This is a genomic window from Pinirhizobacter soli (assembly GCF_015905305.1).
GTDB classification, from domain to species: domain Bacteria; phylum Pseudomonadota; class Gammaproteobacteria; order Xanthomonadales; family Rhodanobacteraceae; genus Pinirhizobacter; species Pinirhizobacter soli.
Genome location: NZ_JADZLQ010000001.1, coordinates 1501376 through 1524111, shown reverse-complemented (window position 1 = coordinate 1524111; position 22736 = coordinate 1501376). Strand labels below are relative to the sequence as shown.

Annotated in this window: 25 protein-coding genes and 1 riboswitch; of the genes, 22 read left to right on the top strand and 3 right to left on the bottom strand. The window is 64.5% G+C overall.

The annotated features are described in order from the left end of the window. Positions 1-93 precede the first annotated feature (93 nt). Positions 94-630, top strand: coding sequence for a peptide deformylase (gene def / locus NDK18_RS06640; protein ID WP_250625099.1), 537 nt, complete (start codon positions 94-96; stop codon positions 628-630). Here the strand turns inward: def and NDK18_RS06635 are convergent. Beyond that, positions 627-797: a hypothetical protein gene (locus NDK18_RS06635; RefSeq protein WP_250625100.1), complete on the bottom strand. Its 171-nt coding sequence runs from the start codon at positions 795-797 to the stop codon at positions 627-629. The genes def and NDK18_RS06635 overlap by 4 nt on opposite strands. Positions 798-1450: 653 nt before the next feature. Here NDK18_RS06635 and NDK18_RS06630 point away from each other — a divergent pair. Then, on the top strand, positions 1451-1777 hold the full coding sequence (locus NDK18_RS06630) for an HU family DNA-binding protein (RefSeq protein WP_250625101.1): 327 nt from the start codon (positions 1451-1453) through the stop codon (positions 1775-1777). 74 nt (positions 1778-1851) lie between these two features. Here NDK18_RS06630 and pyrF read toward each other — a convergent pair whose 3' ends face one another. Continuing rightward, the gene (gene pyrF / locus NDK18_RS06625; RefSeq protein WP_250625102.1) at positions 1852-2664 is read right to left on the bottom strand and encodes an orotidine-5'-phosphate decarboxylase; all 813 of its coding nucleotides are present in this window, start codon (positions 2662-2664) and stop codon (positions 1852-1854) included. 49 nt (positions 2665-2713) lie between these two features. Continuing rightward, positions 2714-4372, bottom strand: a complete 1659-nt coding sequence (gene ettA / locus NDK18_RS06620) for an energy-dependent translational throttle protein EttA (protein ID WP_250625103.1) — start codon at positions 4370-4372, stop codon at positions 2714-2716. A gap of 222 nt (positions 4373-4594) precedes the next feature. Here ettA and glyA point away from each other — a divergent pair, with 222 nt between their 5' ends. The 20 genes from glyA to NDK18_RS06520 all read left to right on the top strand — a co-directional run bounded on the left by glyA (position 4595) and on the right by NDK18_RS06520 (position 22723). Continuing rightward, positions 4595-5851, top strand: coding sequence for a serine hydroxymethyltransferase (glyA, locus tag NDK18_RS06615; protein ID WP_250625104.1), 1257 nt, complete (start codon positions 4595-4597; stop codon positions 5849-5851). An 18-nt stretch (positions 5852-5869) separates the two neighbouring features. Continuing rightward, a complete protein-coding gene (gene nrdR, locus NDK18_RS06610) occupies positions 5870-6376 on the top strand; it encodes a transcriptional regulator NrdR (RefSeq protein ID WP_250625105.1) in 507 nt (168 codons plus the stop codon). Continuing rightward, positions 6377-7468: a bifunctional diaminohydroxyphosphoribosylaminopyrimidine deaminase/5-amino-6-(5-phosphoribosylamino)uracil reductase RibD gene (gene ribD / locus NDK18_RS06605; RefSeq protein ID WP_250627365.1), complete on the top strand. Its 1092-nt coding sequence runs from the start codon at positions 6377-6379 to the stop codon at positions 7466-7468. 34 nt (positions 7469-7502) lie between these two features. Further along, positions 7503-7648: riboswitch (FMN riboswitch) on the top strand. A 75-nt stretch (positions 7649-7723) separates the two neighbouring features. Continuing rightward, the gene (locus tag NDK18_RS06600; protein ID WP_250627364.1) at positions 7724-8368 is read left to right on the top strand and encodes a riboflavin synthase; all 645 of its coding nucleotides are present in this window, start codon (positions 7724-7726) and stop codon (positions 8366-8368) included. A 15-nt stretch (positions 8369-8383) separates the two neighbouring features. After that, the gene (gene ribB, locus NDK18_RS06595; RefSeq protein WP_250625108.1) at positions 8384-9466 is read left to right on the top strand and encodes a 3,4-dihydroxy-2-butanone-4-phosphate synthase; all 1083 of its coding nucleotides are present in this window, start codon (positions 8384-8386) and stop codon (positions 9464-9466) included. Between the two features lie 51 nt (positions 9467-9517). After that, entirely contained in the window at positions 9518-10441 is a 924-nt protein-coding gene (ldcA, locus tag NDK18_RS06590) for a muramoyltetrapeptide carboxypeptidase (RefSeq protein ID WP_250627363.1), read from the top strand. Between the two features lie 73 nt (positions 10442-10514). Beyond that, positions 10515-10976, top strand: coding sequence for a 6,7-dimethyl-8-ribityllumazine synthase (ribH, locus tag NDK18_RS06585; protein WP_250625110.1), 462 nt, complete (start codon positions 10515-10517; stop codon positions 10974-10976). Continuing rightward, positions 10973-11419, top strand: coding sequence for a transcription antitermination factor NusB (nusB, locus tag NDK18_RS06580; RefSeq protein WP_250625111.1), 447 nt, complete (start codon positions 10973-10975; stop codon positions 11417-11419). The genes ribH and nusB overlap by 4 nt, the downstream gene beginning before the upstream one ends. 48 nt (positions 11420-11467) lie before the next feature. Further along, the gene (locus NDK18_RS06575) at positions 11468-12025 is read left to right on the top strand and encodes a GNAT family N-acetyltransferase (protein WP_250627362.1); all 558 of its coding nucleotides are present in this window, start codon (positions 11468-11470) and stop codon (positions 12023-12025) included. A 12-nt stretch (positions 12026-12037) separates the two neighbouring features. Further along, entirely contained in the window at positions 12038-12982 is a 945-nt protein-coding gene (gene thiL, locus NDK18_RS06570) for a thiamine-phosphate kinase (protein WP_250627361.1), read from the top strand. Further along, positions 12979-13476 carry a phosphatidylglycerophosphatase A family protein gene (locus NDK18_RS06565; RefSeq protein WP_250627360.1) on the top strand — a complete coding sequence of 166 codons (498 nt, stop codon included), beginning with the start codon at positions 12979-12981 and terminating at the stop codon, positions 13474-13476. Before thiL ends, NDK18_RS06565 begins: the two co-directional genes overlap by 4 nt. Positions 13477-13487: 11 nt before the next feature. Beyond that, positions 13488-14453 carry a potassium channel beta subunit family protein gene (locus NDK18_RS06560; RefSeq protein ID WP_250627359.1) on the top strand — a complete coding sequence of 322 codons (966 nt, stop codon included), beginning with the start codon at positions 13488-13490 and terminating at the stop codon, positions 14451-14453. 67 nt (positions 14454-14520) lie between these two features. Beyond that, positions 14521-14721 carry a hemin uptake protein HemP gene (gene hemP / locus NDK18_RS06555; protein ID WP_250625116.1) on the top strand — a complete coding sequence of 67 codons (201 nt, stop codon included), beginning with the start codon at positions 14521-14523 and terminating at the stop codon, positions 14719-14721. Between the two features lie 93 nt (positions 14722-14814). After that, positions 14815-15375 carry a hypothetical protein gene (locus NDK18_RS06550; RefSeq protein WP_250627358.1) on the top strand — a complete coding sequence of 187 codons (561 nt, stop codon included), beginning with the start codon at positions 14815-14817 and terminating at the stop codon, positions 15373-15375. Between the two features lie 197 nt (positions 15376-15572). After that, the gene (locus NDK18_RS06545) at positions 15573-16850 is read left to right on the top strand and encodes an efflux RND transporter periplasmic adaptor subunit (RefSeq protein ID WP_250625118.1); all 1278 of its coding nucleotides are present in this window, start codon (positions 15573-15575) and stop codon (positions 16848-16850) included. 54 nt (positions 16851-16904) lie between these two features. Further along, positions 16905-17621: an ABC transporter ATP-binding protein gene (locus NDK18_RS06540; protein ID WP_250625119.1), complete on the top strand. Its 717-nt coding sequence runs from the start codon at positions 16905-16907 to the stop codon at positions 17619-17621. A 9-nt stretch (positions 17622-17630) separates the two neighbouring features. Next, positions 17631-18944 (top strand): ABC transporter permease, encoded by a 1314-nt coding sequence (locus tag NDK18_RS06535; RefSeq protein ID WP_250627357.1) that lies wholly within the window; start codon positions 17631-17633, stop codon positions 18942-18944. A gap of 2 nt (positions 18945-18946) precedes the next feature. Next, complete coding sequence (locus NDK18_RS06530; RefSeq protein WP_250625121.1) at positions 18947-20191, top strand: ABC transporter permease; 1245 nt, start codon at positions 18947-18949, stop codon at positions 20189-20191. A gap of 1 nt (position 20192) precedes the next feature. Further along, on the top strand, positions 20193-21518 hold the full coding sequence (locus NDK18_RS06525; RefSeq protein WP_250625122.1) for an ABC transporter permease: 1326 nt from the start codon (positions 20193-20195) through the stop codon (positions 21516-21518). Next, complete coding sequence (locus tag NDK18_RS06520) at positions 21518-22723, top strand: ABC transporter permease (RefSeq protein WP_250627356.1); 1206 nt, start codon at positions 21518-21520, stop codon at positions 22721-22723. Before NDK18_RS06525 ends, NDK18_RS06520 begins: the two co-directional genes overlap by 1 nt. Positions 22724-22736 lie beyond the last annotated feature (13 nt).

The following is a 22736-nucleotide window of genomic DNA, read 5'->3' as shown; positions in this document are numbered from 1 at the left end:
CAAGGCGTCTTCCTAGGTCTTGCTTCCCGCGCGGGGGGATGCCATACCTGTAGACGTATGCCCCGCCGGGCTTCACGCATCAAGGAGCGAGCCGTGATCCATGAAATCCTGAAGATGGGCGACCCGCGCCTGCTGCGCGTGGCGCCGCCCGTGCCGCCGGCGATGGTCGGCAGCGATGAACTGAAGGCGCTGGTGCAGGACATGTTCGACACCATGTTCCACGCCGGCGGCGTGGGTTTGGCCGCGCCCCAGATCGGCGTGGACCTGCAGCTGGTGATTTTCGGTTTCGACAGTAGCGAACGCTACCCCGATGCGCCGCCCGTACCGCGGACGATCCTGCTCAATCCGGTGATCACACCGATATCGCAGGATATGGAAGAGGGCTGGGAAGGGTGTTTGTCCGTGCCTGGGCTACGTGGGGCAGTGAGCCGCTACACGTTGGTTCGCTACCAGGGGATCGATCCGGATGGCCTGGCCATTGACCGCACGGCGGAAGGCTTCCATGCCCGGGTGGTGCAGCACGAGTGCGACCACCTTATAGGTCGGCTCTATCCGTCAAGGATCACGGATTTCACCAAGTTCGGTTTTACCGAGGTGTTATTCCCCGGTCTGGACGTCGCGGACGATTAGGCCGCCTTGTTAAGACGGGTAGCTACTTCGCGAAGCCAGTCGTAGCCGTCATCCGGACCCACCGTGGGGGCCGTGATGCCCGTGGCCGAGACCATGCCGGCAGGCGTCCAGGTATAGAACGGCGCCTCGTTGGCGGCGGCGTATTCGCTATTGAAATCAAAGGTCATGATGATGTTTCCAAAGTCTAGGTCGGTCGCTCGGGAAGGGATTTCCCCGGCTCGGCGCCCGGTGCATGTCTTTGAACACGCCAGCGCCTTTTAGGTTCCCCTCAAAAGTGGGGACAGCCACGAAAATTTAAAGTCTACGTAACAAATGGTACGCCCGTTCGACAGCCATGGCGAGTACCCAAGGGGGCAATAGAGCGTTCTTGGGGGTGAACGGTTAAGGAAACGTTATGAAAAAGTCTGCCATTTTCGGTATTGTGCCCGGGTTTATTTCTGGATATCGCCATTCTTCGTTCCCGCCGCCTTTCACCTGGCTGGCTAGGGGCCACCCTTCGACCCATGGAGCCGGGGCGCCCATCGCAACCGTCCGGTGATCCAAACACGCGTCGACCCTTGCCGATCATCCGGACGTTCGACGTCGCTTATTCCTTCCTGGCGGCACAAGCCGAAAGGGCTCGCGAAGGCATCCAACTTGTCGAAAATGGGGGCTTGCTTTCTTCCCGGACTTGCGCATCAGGCGCTTTCGATGAAGAAACTCGCAAGAACCCTTAAAAAAGGACTGTTTTTTTCGTATCGCTTGGCATTACAGTCCGTAACGGCGCCGGGGGCGCATCTACAACCGCTGTAATTGACCTATCCCAATGAGGATCCATTAGATGGCTTCGATCAAACCTATCAAGGAAGTTCTGAACAAGACGGCCCTCGTGGCCCACATCGCGTCGCAGAGCGGCGTGGAGCCGAAGGGCGTCAAGGCCGTTCTGGTCGCGCTCGAAGAAGCCATGAGTGCCTCGGTGCACAAGAAGGGTGCCGGCCAGTTCGTGCTGCCGGGCCTGTTCAAGGTCACCTCGCAGGCAGTTGCTGCCAAGCCGAAGCGCAAGGGCAAGAACCCGTTCACCGGTGAAGAGCAGTGGTTTGCTGCCAAGCCGGCCTCGATCAAGCTGAAGATCCGTCCGCTCAAGAAGCTCAAGGACGCTGCAGCCTGATCCAGCCGCAAGGCTAGAAAAGGAAAAACGCCCCGAAAGGGGCGTTTTTTTTGGTCGACGGGGTGTTCCCGATGTCAGATAGCGGCTTGGCGATGATCGTTGATGACATCACGCAATGACTTCGCCGCAACGCCCGCGGCCGCGGCGAAGTCTTCCCCTTCGCTTGCGTAGATGATTCCGCGCGACGAGGAAATCATCAGGCCCGTGCCGTCGGCGGTGGCGCCGTGCGAGAGCACCCCGGCCACGTCGCCGCCTTGCGCGCCGATGCCAGGCACCAGCAAGGGCATGTCGCCGACCAGGGCGCGTACCTGGCCCAGTTCCGCAGGCCACGTGGCGCCGGTCACCAGGGCGCAGTTGCCATGGTGATTCCACTGGCGGGCGATGGTTTCGGCCACGCGCAGGTAGAGGGGCTCGCCGGCGCAATCGAGCGCCTGGAAATCCCCGCCGCCAGGATTTGACGTGCGGCAGAGCAGGATCACGCCCTTGTCGGCGCGCTCCAGGAAGGGGTCGATTGAATCGCGGCCAAGATAAGGATTCAGCGTAACGGCATCGGCTCCGTAGCGATCGAAGGCTTCGCTGGCATAGTGCTTGGCGGTGGACCCGATGTCGCCGCGCTTGGCGTCAAGGATGACCGGTACGCTGGGATGTTCCTTGTGGATGTAGGCGATGAGTTCCTCGAGCTCGCCTTCCAGCCGCTGTGCAGCGAAGTGTGCGATCTGCGGCTTGAAGACACATGCATACGGTGCGGTGGCGTCGACGATGGCTTTGCAGAAGTCCAGCACGTTGGCTACGCCTGAGGGCAGGCGGCCGGGCTCGGGATCCAGGCCCACGCAGACCAGGGTGTTGCGCTCGCGCCAGGCGTCGCGCAGTTGTGTCATGAACGACATGGTTCGATCTCCTCATGCAAAACGGCCGCCCCGTGGGGCGGCCGTTGGGTCAGGCCAGTTTCTTGTACTTCACCCGCTTCGGGCCGGCATCGTCGCCCATGCGGCGCTTCTTGTCAGCTTCGTACTCGTTGTAGTTGCCAGGGAAGAATTCCACGTGGGAATCGCCCTCGAAGGCCAGGATGTGCGTGGCGATGCGATCAAGGAACCAGCGGTCATGGGAAATGACCATCGCGCAGCCGGGGAATTCCAGCATGGCGTCTTCGAGTGCGCGCAGGGTTTCCACGTCAAGGTCGTTGGACGGTTCGTCCAGCAGCAGCACGTTGCCGCCCTGCAACAGGGTCTTGGCCATGTGCAGGCGGCCGCGCTCACCACCCGACAGCGAGCCGACGATCTTCTGCTGGTCGGTGCCCTTGAAGTTGAAGCGGCCGATGTAGGCGCGCGACTGCAGCTCGTAGCGGCCGATGGTGATGATGTCGGCGCCGCCGGAGACTTCTTGCCACACGTTTTTCTTCGGGTCCAGCGCATCGCGCGATTGGTCGACATAGGCCAGCTGCACCGTATGGCCGAGCTTCACTTCGCCGGAGTCAGGCGTTTCCTTGCCGGTGATCAGCTTGAACAGCGTGGACTTGCCCGCGCCGTTGGGGCCGATCACGCCGACAATGGCGCCCGGCGGTACCTTGAAGCTGAGGTCGTCGATGAGGACGCGGTCGCCGAAGCTCTTGGTGACGTTCTTGAACTCGATCACTTCCTGGCCAAGGCGCTCGCCCGGCGGGATGTAGAGTTCGTTGGTTTCGTTGCGCTTCTGGTACTCGACGGAATTGAGTTCCTCGAAGCGGTTGATGCGCGCCTTGCCCTTCGACTGGCGGCCCTTGGCCGCCGAACGCACCCACTCAAGCTCGCGGGCCAGCGCCTTCTGGCGGCCCTTTTCCGAGGCTTCCTCGCGGGCCAGCCGCTCGCCCTTCTGTTCGAGCCACTCGGTGTAGTTGCCCTTCCAGGGGATACCGCGGCCGCGGTCGAGTTCCAGGATCCACTCAGCGGCGTTGTCCAGGAAGTAGCGGTCATGGGTGACTGCCACCACCGTGCCGGGATAGTCGTGCAGGAATTGTTCGAGCCAGTCGACGGATTCGGCATCCAGATGGTTGGTGGGTTCGTCCAGCAGCAGCATGTCGGGCTTGGACAGCAGCAAGCGGCACAGCGCCACGCGGCGCTTCTCGCCACCGGACAGCGGCCCGATCTTGGCGTCCCAGGGCGGCAGGCGCAGCGCATCGGCGGCTACTTCCAGCTGGCGTTCGAGCGCATGGGCGTCGTTGGCGGCCAGTAGGTTCTCAAGCTTTTGCTGCTCTTCGGCGAGCTTGTCGAAGTCCGCGCCTTCCTCGGCATAGGCGGCGTAGATCTCATCCAGGCGCTTCTGCGCGTCGAGGATTTCCGAGACGCCTTCCTCCACGGCCTCGCGGACGGTCTTTTCGGGATCCAGCTGCGGTTCCTGGGCCAGGTAGCCGACCTTGGTGCCGGGCTGGGCACGCGCCTCGCCCTGGAAGTCGGTATCGACGCCCGCCATGATCCTGAGCACCGTGGACTTGCCCGCACCGTTCACGCCCAGCAGGCCGATCTTGGCGCCGGGGAAGAAGGAGAGCGAGATGTCCTTGATGATCTGGCGTTTCGGGGGAACGATCTTGCTCACCCCGTTCATCGTGTAGATGTACTGCATGCTGGCTCCGTGGGGGATTTCGGGCGGGCCGCCGCCAGGGCGGCTCACGCAAGGAAAAGGCGGGAAATTCCCCCATTATCGCCGATCGGGCCGCGGCTTGCCACGGAGCGAGGGGTTTGGCCCAAGTCCTGGCCGGTGACAGGGACTTTCCCAAGCAGTGGCTGCAAAACCCTGTCAGCGCTACACTTTCCCGGATTCGTTCTTTACCTTGCCGAGGTCACAATGTTCCCGAAGGACAGCTCCATTGCCGGTTACGACGACGAACTGGCCCAGGCCATCGCCCATGAGGCGCGCCGCCAGGAAGACCACGTCGAGCTGATCGCCTCGGAGAACTACGCCAGCCCCCGCGTGATGGAAGCTCAAGGGTCGGTGCTGACCAACAAATACGCCGAAGGCTACCCGGGCAAGCGCTACTACGGCGGTTGCGAGTACGTGGACATCGCCGAGAAGCTTGCGATCGAGCGTCTGAAGCAGTTGTTCGACTGCGACTACGCCAACGTGCAGCCGCATTCGGGCTCACAGGCCAACCAGGCGGTGTACTTCGCCCTGTTGCAGCCGGGCGACACCATCCTGGGCATGAGCCTGGCCCATGGCGGCCACCTGACCCACGGTGCGAAGGTGAACCTGTCGGGCAAGATCTTCAACGCCGTGCAGTACGGCATTACGCCCGATACGGGCCTGGTCGACTACGAAGAAATCGAAAAACTCGCGCTCGAACACAAGCCGAAGATGATCGTGGCCGGGTTCTCGGCCTATTCGCAGATCATGGACTGGGCGCGTTTCCGCGCCATTGCCGACAAGGTCGGTGCCTACCTTTTCGTGGACATGGCGCACATCGCGGGCCTGGTTGCCGCGGGCGTGTATCCCAGCCCGCTGCCGCATGCGCACGTGGTCACCTCCACCACGCACAAGACCTTGCGCGGTCCGCGCGGCGGCATCATCGTGGCGCAGGGCGCCGGCGAAGAGATCGAAAAGAAACTTCAGTCGGTGGTGTTCCCCGGTATCCAGGGCGGCCCGCTGATGCACGTCATCGCCGCCAAGGCGGTGGCGTTCAAGGAAGCGCTCGAACCTGGGTTCCGCACTTATCAGGAACAGGTGGTGAAGAATGCCCAGGCCATGGCGGGCGCCTTTATTAAACGCGGCTACAAGATCGTTTCCGGCGGCACCGAGAACCATCTGATGCTGATCGACCTGATCGGCCGCGAGCTCACCGGCAAGGATGCGGAAGCTGCGCTCGGCAAGGCGCATATCACGGTGAACAAGAACGCCGTGCCCAACGACCCGCGCTCGCCCTTCGTTACCTCGGGCCTGCGCGTGGGTACGCCAGCCATCACCACGCGCGGCTACGGCGAAGCGGACACGGTTGAGCTTACCGGCTGGATCTGCGATGTACTCGATGCGCCGGCTGATGCGGAGGTGATTGCACGCGTTCGCCAGGCCGTCACCGCGCAGTGCAAGCGCTTCCCCGTCTACGGCTAAGGATACTCAGCACCCGCCATGCACTGTCCGTTCTGCCAGCACGAAGACACGCGCGTGATCGACTCGCGCTTGACCGACGATGGCGGCTCGGTGCGGCGCCGGCGCGAGTGCCCGCAGTGCGGCGAACGCTTCAATACCTATGAAACGGCCGAGCTGAAACTGCCGGCCGTGGTCAAGAGCGGCCATCGCCGCGAATCCTTCGACGAGCGCAAGCTACGCGTAAGTTTCGAGCGGGCGCTGCAGAAACGACCGGTGGCCAGCAACGATGTCGATGCCGCGGTACGCGCCATCGTCGACGACCTTCGGCGCACCGGTGAGCGGGAAGTGCCCTCGCGGCAGATCGGTGAACTGGTGATGCGTGAACTGAAGAAGCTTGACCAGGTGGCTTACGTCCGGTTTGCCTCGGTGTATCGCAAGTTCGAGGACGTCCACGCTTTCCGCGAGGAGATCGAGAAGCTCGAGCGCGATCTTCCGGCGATGGAAGCCCTGCCGCTGCCGCTGGTCGGCGGCGGCAAGCGCAAGTAGATGTTTCAGCCACACGATCATGCCTATATGGCGCGCGCGCTTGAAATCGCCGCGCGTGGCATCTACACCACCCAACCCAATCCGCGCGTGGGCTGTGTGATCGAGCGCAACGGTGTGGTGGTGGGCGAAGGCTTCCACCGAAAGGCCGGTGGCCCCCATGCCGAAGTCCTCGCCCTGGCCGCCGCCGGCGAGCGCGCGAGCGGCGCCACCGTCTACGTCACGCTCGAGCCCTGTGCGCACCACGGCCGTACGCCGCCCTGCGCCGATGCGCTGATTGCCGCGGGTGTGGCGCGCGTGGTGGTGGCAGCCGAGGATCCCTTCGATCAGGTCAATGGCCGCGGCATGGCCAGGCTGCGCGACGCCGGCATTGAAGTGGCATGCGGCCTGATGCGCGCGGAGGCCAGGGAACTGAACGCCGGATTCTTCAGCCGCATCGAGCGGGGCAGGTCGTTCGTGCGGGTGAAACTGGCCATGAGCATCGATGGCCGCACCGCGCTGGCCAGCGGCGAATCCAAATGGATTACCAGCGAAGCGGCGCGCGAGGACGTCCAGCGCTGGCGCGCGCGCAGTTCCGCCATCCTCACCGGCAGCGGCACGGTGCTCGCCGACAATCCACGCCTGACGGCGCGCCTGCCTGGCGACCGCGAGGGCGTGCCGCCCACGCGCGTCGTGCTGGACGCAAGCCTGCGTACACAAGCCGATGCCCATGTACTGGATGGCCAGGCGCCCACGATCGTGATGCACGCGGTCGATGCCGATGCCGGCGATTCACGCTTCGCGCGCGTTGAATGCATCCCGGTGCCGGCATCCAACGGGAATCTGGACCTTGCCTGGGTGCTGGAACTGCTTGCTGAGCGCGACTGCAACGAATTGCACGTGGAAGCCGGCGCCACGCTATGCGGGGCACTGTTTGCGCAAGGGCTCGTCGACGAACTTCTGCTCTACATCGCCCCGGTACTGCTGGGCGACGGCGCGCGGCCGCTGATGGCGCTGCCCGCATTGGACACCATGGCCGGGCGCTGGCAACTGGGCATCGTCGACCATGCCATGGTCGGCAGCGATATCCGCCTGCGGCTCCGGCCCGCCCGGTAACGCGCCAACCCGGCCCCGGTGGTATCATCGCCAGCGATGTCTTCAGGGCGGGGCGAAACTCCCCACCGGCGGTATGTCCCTTCCAGGGGCGAGCCCGCGAGCGCCCGCCGCAAGGCGGGGTCAGCAGACCTGGTGCGAAGCCAGGGCCGACGGTCACAGTCCGGATGAAAGAAGACGACGCCATGGCTCCCTAAGCGGGAGGCATGCGTCCTGCCTTGCCGACGTTCATCAACCTCGTGCCGCAGGACGTAAGCCATGTTTACCGGAATCATCCAGACCGTCGGCCGCATCGCACGCATCGAGCGTCGCGGCGGGGACGTCCGATTGACCGTCGACACCGCCACTTTGGATATGAGCGATGTTGCCCTCGGTGACAGCATCGCCGTGGGCGGTGTCTGCCTGACGGCGGTTGAGCTGGGCGCCCAATCGTTCGCCGCCGACGTTTCCAACGAAACGCTCTCGCTCACCAGCTTCGGCCAGCTTGGCCCGGGCAGCCGGGTCAATCTGGAAAAAGCCCTGCGCATGGCCGATCGGCTCGGCGGCCATATGGTGTCAGGGCATGTCGACGGCCTGGGCAAGGTCGTTTCCGTCACCAACGACGGCCGTTCGCAACGCTGGACCTTCGAGGTTCCGCCGAATCTCACCCGCTATATCGCAGCGAAGGGCTCGATCTGCATCGACGGCACCAGCCTCACGGTGAATGAAGTGTCGGGAAACCGCTTCGGAGTGAACCTTATTCCCCATACGGTGGAACACACTACTTTCGCCGATCGAAAGGCCGGCGATGCGGTGAACCTCGAGGTCGATGTGGTGGCGCGCTATGTCGAGCGGTTGCTCGGCGCCGGCGGCGGCAGCGGTATTGACGAAGATTTCCTGCGCGAACACGGTTTCGCGCGCTAACAGGCAAAGCATCCAATGGCATTCGACAGCATCCCCGACATCCTCGACGAACTGCGCGCGGGGCGCATGGTGGTGATCCTCGACGACGAGGACCGCGAGAACGAGGGCGACATCATCATGGCCGCGGAGAAGGTCACCGCGCAGCACATCAACTTCATGGTGCGCGAGGCGCGCGGGCTGGTGTGCCTTACCCTGACCGAACAGCGCACGCGCCAGCTCGGCCTGCGCCCGATGGTCAGCGACAACACCTCGGCCTACCACACCAACTTCACCGTTTCGATCGAGGCGGCCGAAGGCGTCACCACCGGCATCTCGGCCTACGATCGCGCCCATACCATTCTTGCGGCGGTGAAGAAGGACGCCCGTCCGGAAGACCTCAGCCAGCCCGGGCATATTTTTCCGTTGACGGCCCGCCCCGGTGGCGTGCTTACCCGCGCTGGACACACCGAGGCCGGTTGCGACCTTGCCGCGCTTGCGGGGCTCGAGCCCTCGGCGGTGTTGATCGAGATCTTGAAGGACGACGGCGAGATGGCGCGGCGTCCGGAATTGGAGGCCTTCGCCGCCAAGCATGGCCTGAAGATCGGCAGCATCGCCGACCTCATCCGCTATCGGCTGGAGACCGAACGCACGATCGAGCGTGTACACGAGGCGGACGTGGATACCGAGTTCGGCACGTTCCGCCTGGTGGCTTTCCGCGATGCGATTGCCCACGGCCTGCACTTTGCCCTGGTCCGCGGCGATGTCGCCCATGGCGAGCCGGTGCTTACCCGCGTGCACGTGCGCAACACCCTGTCCGACGTGCTGCATCTGAAGCGCGAGGATCTGGGCCATACCGTTACCGCCGCCTTGCGCCGCATCGATAGCGAAGGGCGCGGCGTCCTGGTGGTGTTGTCCGGTGAAGATTCCGCCGAGGCCCTGCTGGCCCGCCTGGCCGGTAGCGAAGCGCCTAACGAAGACCCGCAGGCGTGGCGCCAGCTTGGATTGGGGGCGCAGATCCTTACGGACCTCGGCGTTCGCTCATTGCGCGTGCTTGGTACGCCACGCCGCCTGGTGGGACTGCAAGGCTTCGGCCTGCAGGTCGACGGCTACGTCGGTTAGGCTTAGGTTTCTTCCAAGGGCTGCGTTACTGGCCCGTCCACAGACATTGGCATGCATCGGAACCTCAAGATCCAGCTCATCGCCCCTTCGGGCTATCCCCATGACCAGACTGCGGTCCGCCGTGGCGTTGAGCGCCTGGAAGCGGCCGGACACGCCGTTGTCGGCAAGGACGCCCTGCAGCGCATCGACCAGCGATTCGCCGGCAGCGTCGCCGAGCGCCTTGCCGAGCTCAACGCGCTGGGCACGGATGCTTCGGTGGATATCGCCCTGGCCGTTCGCGGGGGCTATGGCGCGCACCAACTGCTCGAGCACCTGGACTACGACGGGCTTGGCGAGCGGCTGGGCTCTCGTCCCCTGGCCTTGGTCGGCCACAGCGACTTCACCGCCATCCAGTTGGCTTTGCTTGCCCGATCGAACCTCGTGACCTTCGGCGGGCCGATGCTCAGCGCGGATTTCGGCGCCGAAGCCCTGCGGGACTTCACCTGGCGCCATTTCTGGAAGGCCCTGTGCTCGCCCGCGATGGATGCTGCCTGGAGCGCCGCCCCGGACTCACCCGATGTCGATGTCGAAGGCACGCTGTGGGGCGGCAACTTGGCCGTGATCTGCGCCCTGGTGGGCACGCCTTATATGCCCAAGATCGATGGAGGCATCCTCTTCATCGAGGATGTTTCCGAACCGCCATTCCGGGTGGAACGGATGCTCTACCACCTGTATCTGGCGGGCATCCTTGGCCGGCAGAAAGCGCTGGTGCTTGGAGATTTCTCCTCCTATCGCAGCAGTGAATACGACAACGGATACGACCTTCCGGACGCGATCGAGCGTATCGGCGCCGTGGCCGGCATCCCGGTGGTCACGGAATTGCCGTTCGGCCACTGCCCGGACAAGCTCACCTTGCCGGTCGGTGCCCATGCCCGGCTTCGCGTGGCCGGGGGCGAGGCCAGCCTTGCCATCGAAGGGTATCCATCCATCCCCTGACACTGACCTAAGAAAAAGCCGTAAAATGGCGGGTCCTTGCGGGGTTTTGCCCCATCACCGAAGGCTTGAACCAATGAAGATCATCGAGGGCGATTTCGCCACGCCCAAGGGCCGTTTCGCCATCGTCGCCGGCCGCTTCAACAGCTTCGTCGTGGAGTCGCTGGTCCAGGGCGCGCGCGACACCCTGGTCCGCCACGGCGTGAAAGACGACGCCATCGACCTTATCCGCGTGCCCGGCGCCTGGGAAATCGCGCTGGCGGCCTACAAGGTGGCCAACAACGGCAAGCATGTGGCGGTGATCGGCGTGGGCGCGGTGATCCGCGGCGGTACCCCGCATTTTGAATACGTGGCCGGCGAAGTGAGCAAGGGATTGGCGCAGGCCGCCTTCAATTCGGGCGTGCCTGTCGCCTTCGGCGTGCTCACCGTGGAAAACATCGAGCAGGCCATCGAGCGTTCCGGTACCAAGGCCGGCAACAAGGGCAGCGATGCCGCCATGGCCGCGATTGAGATGGTCAACCTGTACGCCAAGCTATGAATCGCCGTCCGGAAGGCGTCGACCTTGCCGCGCGCTCGCGCGCACGGCGCCGCGCATTGCAGGCCATCTACGCGTGGCAGGTGGGTGGTGCCAGCATGGCCAAGGTCATCGACCAGTTTCGCCACGAACAAGATATGGAAGTGGCGGATCTCGAATACTTCGAAGACCTCCTGCTTGGCGTCGAGAAACACCAGGCCGAGCTCGACGAGGGCCTGAAGCCCTTCGTCGACCGCGAGGTCAACCAGATCGATCCCATCGAGCGCGCCGCCTTGCGCCTGGCCGCGTACGAATTGAAGTATCGCCCCGACGTCCCCTATAGGGTGATCCTGAACGAGGCGATCGAAGTCACCAAGCGCTTCGGCGCCGACCACGGCCACAGCTACGTCAACGGTGTGCTCGACAAACTGGCCACGCACTGGCGTACGGCCGAAAAACGACATTGATGTTCCCGCGGCCGGCTCGTCCGGCCGTTGTTCGGTGAAGGACATTCCATGCACGACCCATCGGCCTTTCCTGGCCAGATCCCGGTGATCGATACACCGCGCTTGCGACTGCGGGCGCACAGGCTGGACGACTACGCCGCCTGTACCGCCATGTGGGCGGATCCTGCCGTGGTCCGCCACATCGGTGGCAAGCCCTCGTCGGCCGAAGATGTCTGGGCACGCATGTTGCGCTATGCCGGTCACTGGGCGCTGCAGGGCTTCGGCTTCTGGGCGATCGAGGAAAAATCAACGAGCCGATTCATTGGTGAAGTGGGCTTCGCCTACTTCAAGCGGGACATATGCCCGTCGAACGACGGCGTGCCCGAGATGGGCTGGGCGTTGGTCAGCGACGTGCACGGCCAGGGTTTTGGCCGCGAGGCGACCGGAGCGGCCTTGGCATGGGGCGACGGCCATTTCGCTGGCCGCAGCACCTGTTGCCTGATCGATCCGGGCAACGAGCCGTCGATCCGCGTGGCCACAGGCTTGGGTTATGTGCCCAGTCACCGCGCGGCCTACAAGGGTCAGGTCACGATGGTATTCACACGCCCGGGACCGGGCGTCGCTTAAGGTCCATTGCGCATGGAATTCGACCTCATCGAACGCGTGCGCGACCTCACCGCCCAGGCTCGCGACGACGTCCTCACGGGCATCGGCGACGACGCCGCGGTACTCACCGTGCCCGCTGGGCGCGAGCTGGCGGTGGCCATGGATACCCTGGTCGCGGGCGTGCATTTTCCGCCGGGTACCCGTGCCTTCGACATTGGCTGGAAGGCATTGGCAGTGAACCTGTCCGACCTTGCCGCCATGGGTGCGGTGCCGGCCTGGGCGCTGCTGTCGATGACCTTGCCCGATGCCGACTGTGCCTTCGTCGAAGGCCTGGCCGAAGGCTTCGCGGCCCTCGCCGCGCCACATCGCGTGGCGCTGGTGGGCGGCGATACCACACGCGGGCCTTTGTCGATCACGGTGGCTGTGCATGGCTTCCTGCCTTCGGGGCAGGGTCTGTTGCGTTCCGGTGCGAACGTCGGTGACGTGGTGATGGTGACCGGCACGCTCGGCGACGCCGCGGCGGGGTTGCGCTGCATCGGCACTGGCCGTGGCGACGATCTCGTTGCGCGCCTGGATCGTCCCACGCCGCGGGTCGCCGCCGGTGGCGCCCTGCGGGGCGTTGCCACCGCATGCATCGACGTCAGCGATGGCCTGGTCGCCGACCTCGGCCATATCTGCCGGGCCAGCGGTGTTGCCGCGGAACTGGATCCGGCTTTGTTGCCGCGCTCGGAGGCCTTGCGCGCGATGTTTGCCGATAACGACACCACGGCTTTCGCGCTCACCGGCGGCGACGACTACGAACTGTGCTTCACCCTGCCGTCGCAGCACGTAGCCGACGTCAGCGCGGAAATGGCGCGCCTGGGCTGTGGTGCCACGCGTATCGGCCGCATCGTGGCCGGGCAGGGCGTTCGCCTTGCCGATACCGCCGGCCAATGGCATGCGGCGGCTGTCGGCGGCTGGGACCACTTCGCGCCATGAGCGACAAATACGTGCTGGATGCCGATGCGCGGCGCGCTTTGCTCGCCACGCCAGGTGGCTGGATCGCCTGCGGATTCGGCTCGGGGCTGGTGCCGAAGGCGCAAGGCACGATGGGTTCGCTTGTGGCGATCCTGCCGTGGCTGCTGCTGCGACAGCTGTCCGTGCCGGTTTACCTGTTGGTGATCGTTGTCGGCTTCGCCATCGGCGTGTGGGCCTGCAACGTCGCTGGCCGGGCCATCGGCGTGGCCGACCACCGCAGCGTGGTCTGGGACGAATTCATAGGCCAATGGCTGGCGCTGCTGCCCGCGCTGCTCGCGCCGTGGTGGGCTGTCATCCTGGGTTTCGTGCTGTTCCGACTCTTCGATGTCACCAAGCCCTGGCCCATCAGCTGGCTCGACCGCCGCGTCAAGGGCGGTCTTGGCGTGATGCTCGACGATGTCGTCGCCGGCATCTTCGCCGCCATCGTCCTGGCCTTCGTACTGCATTTCTCCTGAAGGAGTACGCCATGCAATACCGTCGCCTCGGTACTTCCGGCTTGCAACTGTCAGCCTTGTCGTTCGGCGCCTGGGTCACCTTCGGTGCGCAGGTCGGCCGGTCGCTGGCGCGGCAACTTATCGCCTATTCGCACGAGCGTGGCGTGAACTTCTTCGACAACGCCGAGACGTACAACAACGGCGAAGCCGAGCGGCTGATGGGCGACGTGCTGGCGGATCTGCGTCTGCCGCGTGATTCGTACTGCGTATCGAGCAAGGTCATGTTCGGCGCGGTGGAACACCCGTTGCCCACGCAACGCGGGTTGTCGCGCAAGCATGTGATGGAAGCCTGCCACCAGGCACTCGAGCGCCTGCGCGTGGATTACCTTGATCTTTACTTCTGCCATCGCCCGGATCCGGACACGCCGATCGTGGAGACGGTGGCGGCGATGGACATGCTGGTGCGCCAGGGCAAGGTGCTTTACTGGGGAACCAGCGAATGGTCGGCGGCGCAGATCCGCCAGGCACACCAGGCGGCGCGCCAGAACCACCTGACCGCGCCGACCATGGAACAGCCGCAGTACAACCTGCTCCATCGCGAAAGGGTCGAGCAGGAATACGCATCCCTCTACGAGGAATTCGGCATGGGCACCACGATCTGGTCGCCGCTCGCCTCGGGGTTGCTGTCGGGCAAGTACCTCGATGGCGTGCCGCACGGCTCGCGGCTGGCCCAGAGCAACTACGCGTGGCTGCGCGACAGCCTGCTCGGACAGGGCGACCCGATGGTGAAGGTGCGTGCGCTGGTACCCATCGCCGAACGGCTCGGGGTGAGCCTGGCGCAGCTGTCGCTCGCGTGGTGCCTGAAGAATCCGCGTGTTTCCACGGTGATCCTGGGTGCCAGCAAACGCGAGCAACTGGAAGAGAACTTCAAGGCGCTGGAGGTGGCTGACAAGCTCGATCCTGGCCTGATGGAGGCAATCTCCGCCGCCGTGGGGTAGGGCGCTTGACAGTTAAATGAGAATCGTTATCATTAACTCCGCACCCCTTCTCATGCGGAGCCAAGCGATGTTGACCCAACCCCTGTCGCTGAACGAAGACGCCCTGCGCCACCGCCGGGTGGTTTCCCTCAAGGTGGCCGCCCCGTCGGTCCGACGCACTTCCAGCCAGAGTCTTTTGGAAGGCTCACGGGAACTGGTGATCGAACACGAGGGCAATGAGTACCACCTGCGCCTTACCCGCAACGACAAGCTCATCCTTACCAAGTAATCCCCTTTTTTTAGTCTTCCCCCAGGCCCAGCCCGCCGTCCGGAACGGATCTTCCGGTTAGCCAGCCACGGTCGCCTTCCTTCGAGGTGACACATGTTCGGTTGGCTTGCCACCTTCGGCGCCCCGAGGCGCGAGCATCCTTCCGCGGTCCAGACACGCTGGCTCCGCCTCGGCCCACAGGCGCTGGCCCGCACCTTGCCCACGCTGGGCAGCGTGTTGCACCTGCCACGGTTGCGTTGCGCGCCTTGCCTTACGCACTTGCCGCGTGGTGTGATCGCCGGCGACGCACTGGTGGCGCCATTGCTCGCCACGCGGCTGGTGGGTGCCGGCAGCGCCGTCACGGCAGACGGCCCGCGCGAATGGCTTGAATACGTCGATGCCAGCGGCATTTGCCTGGCCCGCACCTATCTGTTGCCCGATACCGATTACCTGGGCTGGGACGCGCTGCTGGCCGAGGGCGAACCGATCGGCGCCGATGAATGGACGCCTGTCGAGCAGGGTTTCACCGCGGCCCAGGCCCGGGTGATCCGCTTCGATACGAACATAGTGGGCGGCCTGCGCCTGCTGCGAAGCACGGGCGCTTGCGCGGTATCGCCGATGGGCCGTTCGCTCGCAGGCTCCATCGCCCAGGCCCAGTCGGTGGCCTATCTTTAACCCCTCCCACGGCGAGGCCCGCAGCTGTCCGCTTCGGCGACCGCTTGCATCGCCTGTCCGCTGTCCGTTGTCCGCGGACACCGGAAGGCCGTTTCCGCTGTAGTTCAACCTATTGATATAAATAAATAAAAATCGCGATCGCGGCTTGGCACGTGGCTTGCTCCTTCTCTGGGTGACAGCCCTTTCAGGAACCGCACATGATTCGCGATACCTCCGCCACCGACCGCATCGTCGAGGTCAAGCCCCAGCGCAAGCGCATGCGCACGATCGGCCTCGTTGCCGGAGCCGTGGTGGCGGTGGGGCTGCTGGTGATGGTGGCGCCCCGCGTCGGCCGCATGTTCTCCGCTGGCTCCTCGGTGAGCGCCTCGCGCCTTTCCTTCGCCAATGTGCAACGCGGCCTGTTCGTGCGTGACATCGCCGCCGAGGGCAAGGTGGTTGCCGCCGTCAGCCCAACGCTCTACGCCGTATACGGCGGCGCTGTGACCTTGCAGGTGCACGCGGGCGACTCGGTGAAGAAAGGCCAGGTGCTGGCGGTCATCGACAGCCCTGACCTCACCAACAAGCTCGCCCAGGAGCAATCCAACGCCGACAACAGCCAGGTGGACTTCCTGCGCGCCGAAGTGGATGCGAAGAAGAAGGCCAGCGAACTGCAGAAGGCCTACGACAACGCCGTGATCGACCGCAAGGCCGCCGAGCGCGACGTGGAACGCAACACCACCGCCTTCAGCAAGGGCGCCGTGCCCAAGGCCGATGTCGACAAGGCGGAAGTGTCGCTGGAGAAAGCCAAGGTTACCGAGCAGCACGCACAAAGCGACCTAAGCCTCAACACCAACAGCTCCACCTTCGATGTCCGTTCCAAGAAACTGGCCCACGACCGCCAGGACCTGCTGGTGGAGGACTTGAAGCGCCAGGTGGACAACCTGCAGGTGCGCTCGCCCGTCGACGGCCAGGTCGGCCAGCTGTTCGTGGCCGAACGCGCCACCGTGGCCAAGGACGCGCAGCTGATGAGCGTGATCGATCTTTCCGCGCTGGAAGTGGAGATGAAGGTGCCTGAGAGTTTCGCCCGCGACCTTGCCATCGGCATGCCCGGCGAGATCACCGGCAACGGTTCCACCTGGAACGGCAAGATCAGCGCGGTATCCCCGGAAGTCGTCAACGGTGAAGTGGCAGCGCGCCTGCGGTTCGATGGCAAGACCCCGCTGCAGCTGCGCCAGAGCCAGCGCATGAGCGTGCGCGTGCTGATGGATCGCCGCGACAACGTGCTCACCGTGGCCCGCGGTTCCTTCGTCGATGAAAGTGGTGGCCGCTACGCCTACGTGGTGCACGAGGGCATCGCCGAGAAGCGCGAGATCCGCGTGGGCACCAGCAGCATCGACAAGGTCGAGATCCTCGATGGCCTCAAGGAAGGCGATCGCATCGTGATCTCCGGCACCGATTCCTTCAACGGCGCGGCCCGCGTCGTCATCAGCAGCTGACGTAAAAAAACCGCAACCCGCCGAACCCAAATCCGCAGCCAAAGGAAATCCACGATGCTCAAGATGACCCACCTGTCCAAGGTCTACCGTACCGAAGTGGTCGAGACCTACGCCCTCCGCGATTTCAACATCGACGTCAACGAGGGTGAGTTCGTCGCCGTGACCGGTCCTTCAGGCTCCGGCAAGACGACCTTCCTGACCATTGCGGGCCTCCTGGAGACCTTCACCGGCGGCACCTACCACCTGGACGGCGTCGAGGTGTCGAAGCTGGACGACAACGCCCGGTCGCGCATCCGCAACGAGAAGATCGGCTTCATCTTCCAGGCCTTCAACCTGATCCCTGACCTCAATGTCTTCGACAACGTCGAAGTGCCGCTGCGCTATCGCGGCATGAAGGCGGCCGAACGCAAGCAGCGCATCATGGAATCGCTCGAGCGCGTGGGCCTGGCTTCCCGCGCCAAGCATTACCCGGCGGAACTGTCCGGCGGCCAGCAGCAGCGCGTGGCGATCGCCCGTGCACTGGCCGGTTCCCCGCGCCTGTTGCTGGCGGACGAACCCACCGGCAACCTCGATACGCAGATGGCCCGCGGCGTGATGGAACTGCTCGAGGAGATCCACCGCGAGGGCGCCACCATCGTCATGGTCACCCATGATCCGGAACTGGCCGCCCGCGCCCAGCGCAACGTGCACGTGATCGACGGCCAGGTGGTGGACCTTGCCGAGGACCCGCGTTTCCACGCGCAGGTGCAAGCGGGCAGGGTGAACATCTAAGGCGCTGGCATGTTCGGCTATTACCTTGACCTCGCCCTGCGCAGCCTGCGCCGCAATCCCGCCTTGACGGGATTGATGGTGCTGGCGATCGCTTTCGGGGTTGGGGCGTCGATGACCACGTATTCGGTGTTCCGGGCGGTATCGGGTGATCCGATACCGTGGAAATCATCGCGTCTGTTCGTGCCGCAGATCGACCTGTTCGGGCCGACGGCTGCGGCCAAGACAAGCAACGAACCGCAGGACCTGGTCAGTTACAAGGATGCGCTGGCGATCACCCGCGCCCATCGGGCGCATTTCCAGTCGGCGATGTACAACATCGCGCCTTCCATCGACCCGGCGTCGCCTGGATCCCGGCCGCGCGAAGTGATGGGCCACGCCGTGCAGTGGGAATTCTTCCCGATGGTGGACGCGCCTTTCGTCTATGGCCATGCGTGGTCGGCCGATGAAGACGCAGCGCATGCCAAGGTGGCCGTGATCAGCTCGCGCCTGAACGATCGTCAGTTCAAGGGCGAGGACAGCACGGGGCGGGAAATCATCCTCGATGGCAAGCCCTACCGCATTGTCGGCGTGCTGGACCATTTCACCCCCGAACCGCTGTTCTACGATGTGGCCAACCGGAATTTCGGCGAGCCGGACGACGTTTTCCTGCCGTTTGCCACCGCCATCGACGCACAGTCGACGAACACCGGTAATTACAACTGCGCCCGTTCCCCGCTCGAAGAAGGTTTTTCCGGGACGCTGACCGCCGAATGTGCATGGATTGCGGTGATGGTGCAGCTGGACTCCACGGCGGATGCCACGGCGTACCGCCAATGGCTCGACGGCTACACCGACGGCCAGCGGCAGGCGGGCCGGTTCTCCTGGGCATCGAACAATCGCCTGCGCAACCTGCCTGCATGGCTGGATTTCAAGCAGGTCGCGCCGCCCGATACCAAGGTGTCGCTGCTGGTGGCACTGGGACTGCTGGTGGTGTGCATGGTCAATACCATCGGGTTGATGCTGGCAAAGTTCATGCGCCGCTCCGGAGAGATCGGTGTTCGCCGCGCGCTCGGGGCATCGAGGCTGCAGATCGCCGTGCAATTCACCGTGGAAGCTGCCGTGCTGGGATTCACCGGCGGCCTGCTTGGCGTGGCCATGACCTGGATCGGCATGACCGCCATGCGGGCGGTGCTTCCCGAAGACATCGCAGCGCTCGCACGGATGGACGGCAGCCTGCTTTCGCTGACACTTTGCATGGCCGTGCTCGCCACGGTCGTTGCCGGCCTTTATCCCACCCTGCGGGCAACCTGGGTGCGCCCGGCCTTGCAGTTGAAGTCGAACTGACCATGGCCATCACACCCATCATCGTCGCGTTGCGCCGCCACAAGGCCGGTGCCCTCCTGATCGGCCTGCAGATCGCGCTGACCCTGGCGATCGTCTGCAATGCACTGTTCATCATCACCACGCGGATCGAGCGAATCGGCCGGCCCACGGGCATCGATGAAGCAAACCTGTTCAAGGTAAGCGTGCAGCGCGGGGGACTGCCCAGCGATGGCGAGGCGGCCAAGGCGCGGCTCGATGCCGACGTGCGCACGGACCTGGCAGCCATTCGTGCGCTTCCGGATGTCGCCGATGCCTACGTCACCAACACATTGCCCCTTGCCAACAGCAACTGGACCGGCTGGCTGGGGCAGACGCCCGACGGCGACAAGGTTGGCCCGTCCACGGCTTTCTTTCTGGGCGATGAGCACACCCTGGCAACCCTGGGGCTGCACCTGGTGGAAGGGCGGAATTTCCGGCCCGAAGAGGTTCTTCCGCACAGCCTGCGCGATCGCGTCGCACCGGCGCAGCTGATCATTTCCAAAGCGCTGGCACAGAAGCTTTACCCTGATGGCGACGCCATCGGCAAGACGGTGTACGTGGGGCCTTCGGCGCCGCCCACCCGGATCATCGGCGTGGTCGATCGCCTGCAAAGTTCCACCGTGCAGGCCTGGGCGGAGAGCTTTGCCTGGCAGACATCGATTGTGCCGGCACGGTTTTCCTTCACCTACCGTACCTACGCCATCCGTGCCCGTCCCGGCAGGCTGGATGCGGCCATGAAAGCCGTGCCTGATGCGCTGTATGCCGTGGACCCTCAGCGGGTGATCCCGGAAGACGATGGCGTCTTGAGTTTCGCCGGCATTCGCGCGCGCGCCTATCGTGCCGACCGCGGCATGGCCATCCTGATGGGCGCGGTATGCGTGATCCTGCTCACCGTGACCGCGGCGGGCGTGGTGGGGTTGTCGAGCTTCTGGGTGGGGCAGCGCCGTCGGCAGATCGGTATCCGCCGCGCACTGGGTGCCACGCGCCGGAACATCCTTAATTATTTCCTCGCCGAAAATGCCCTGATCACGGTCGGCGGCGTGCTGGTCGGCGCGTTGATGGCCTTCGCCATCAATGCCTGGCTGATGGTCCAGTTCGAGTTGGCGAGGTTGTCCGTCAATTACGTGCTGGCGGGCATCGTCGCGCTCATCGTGCTGGGCCAGGCCTCGGCCTTCGCGCCGGCGCTGCGCGCTTCGCATATTCCCCCCGTCGAAGCGACCAGGAGCTGACGTGCTGGGTTATTACTTCTTCCTTGCCCTTCGCAGCCTGCGCCGCACGCGCATGCTCACGGCATTGATGGTGCTGGCGATCGCCGTGGGCATCGGCGCCAGCATGACCACGCTGTCGGTGATGTTCCTGTTGTCGGGAGACCCGCTGCCGGCCAAGAGCGGGAAGTTGTTCTTCCCGCAACTGGATCCGAGCACCGGGGCCACCTTGCGTCACACCCCGATGGACCTGCTCGATTACACCAGCGCGCACGACTTGTGGCAGGCCCACCGGGCGTCGCGCCAGGCGATGCTTGCCAACGCGGCCACGCGCGTGCAGCCCACCGTCAGCGGCCAGGCGCCCTTCATCGTCCAGACGCTGGCCACGACTTCGGATTTCTTCCCGATGTTCAACGTGCCGTTCCGCTATGGCGGTGCGTGGAGCGCGCAGGACGAGCAGCGCGCCGCGCGGGAGGTGGTGATTTCATCGACGTTGAACCAGCGGCTTTTCGGCGGCGCCAACAGCGTGGGCCGCGATGTGGTGATCAACGGCGCGCAACTGCGCGTGGTGGGCGTGCTAGACGACTGGCGTCCGCGCCCGCGCTTCTACATGGTGGTCGGCGCCCGCTTCAGCGGCGGCGACACGGCGGACCTCTACGGACCGCCGCACGATGTTTACCTGCCGATGCCTACTGGCATCGACATCGCCCAGGCCGATATGCAGCCGTTTACCTGCTGGTCCGACGGCATGGTCGATCCCCACCATATGACGACCGCAGCGTGTGCCTGGGTGGGGCTATGGGTTGAGTTGCCTGATGTCGCCGCACGCGACGCCTACCGGCGTTTCCTCGAAGACTACGACGACCAGCAGCGATCCATTGGCCGCCTGACGCATCCCAAGCTCACGCGCATGATGAGCCTGCACGAATGGCTGGACTTCCAGCAGGTGGTTCCGGCGGACGTGAAACTGCAGACGTGGCTGGCCTTTGCCTTCCTGCTGATCTGCCTGTTCAACACCGTGGGCTTGCTGCTGGCCAAGTTCATTGGTCGAAGCAATGAGATCGGCGTGCGCCGGGCGCTGGGTGCCTCGCGTAAGGCGATCTTCGGCCAATGCCTGGTGGAGGCCGGCTTGATCGGCCTGATTGGCGGCCTCTTCGGCTTGTTCATGACGGTGGCCGGTATCTACGCCATTCGCCAGCAACCGGTGGCCTATGCCGACCTCGTTGCCGTGGATATGCCGGTGTTCGTGCTGGCCCTGGCGTTGTCGCTGGGAGCGAGCCTGCTTGCCGGTGTGTTTCCTGCCTTCCGCGCCAGCCGTGTGGCGCCGGCCCTGCAACTGAAGGTGCAATGATGCAGATCGCGCCCATCCTCGCCGCGCTTAAAAAGCATCGCATGGCGACGTTCCTGATCGCCATGGAGATTGCACTGGCCTGTGCCGTGTTGTGCAACGCGTTGTACCTGGTAGTTGAGCGCGTGCGCCTGTCGCATGTGGAAACCGGCGTGGACGACGACCGCCTGGTGGCGATCAGCCTGGCGGGCGTGGACGATGCCCAGGCGGTGGACCTGGGGCCGCGGTTGCGCCAGAAACTTAGCTCGATCCCTAACGTGGAATCGGTGGCCGTGGCCAATGCGACGCCATTTGGCCCGCAGGCCGGCGAAGCCGGGTTCCGCATCGATCCGAACGATCCGGTTTACCGGATACAGGCGCACTTCTACCTGGGTGATGCAGGTTTCGCCAAGACACTGGGCCTGCGCCTGGTATCGGGCCGGTGGTTCACGGCCGATGAGTACGCACCGGTGGACGGCTTCCTGCCCAAGGCTTCCTCGCTGCTGGTAGACGCCGATTACGCGTCCAAGTTGTGGCCTGGGCAGAACCCCCTGGGTAAGCCGGTGCTGGTGACCAACCTGACCTTCCGCGTGGTAGGCGTGGTGGCCAGGATGGTGCGGCCTAATCCAAGTCCCTTTGCGGCAACCAATTCGTTCATTACCCCGGCGTTGGCGGGCAAGGGCATGGCAAGCGTCTATCTGCTCCGCGTGGCGCCTGAAAAAGCTCAAGATGTGTTTGCGCGCGCCACGGCCATGATTACCCGCGACGAGCCGAGCGTGATCCTCGATGCCACGGCGTCGGGTCCACTCACCCAACTGCGTGATGCGTATTTCGCCAACACCCGTTCCATGGCGATCATGATGGTTGGCGTGATCGCGGCGCTGTTGCTGGTGTCGGCGCTGGGCATCGTGGGCCTTGCCAGCTTCTGGGTGCAGCAACGGCGCCAGCAGATCGGCATCCGCCGCGCCATCGGCGCCACGCGGCGGGACATCCTGCACTATTTCCAGATAGAGAATTTCCTCATCGTCGGTGGCGGCATCGTGGTCGGCATGGTGCTGGCCTACGTGTTGAGCGCCGTGCTGATGAAGCTGTACGAGCTGCCGCTGCTTCCTGCGTATTACCTGCCTTACGGTGCGCTGATCCTCTGGCTTCTGGGACAGCTTGCCGTGCTCGGCCCCGCGCGGCGCGCCGCCGCGGTGCCCCCTGTTGTCGCCACCCGAAACGCCTGACCCATCGAAGGAG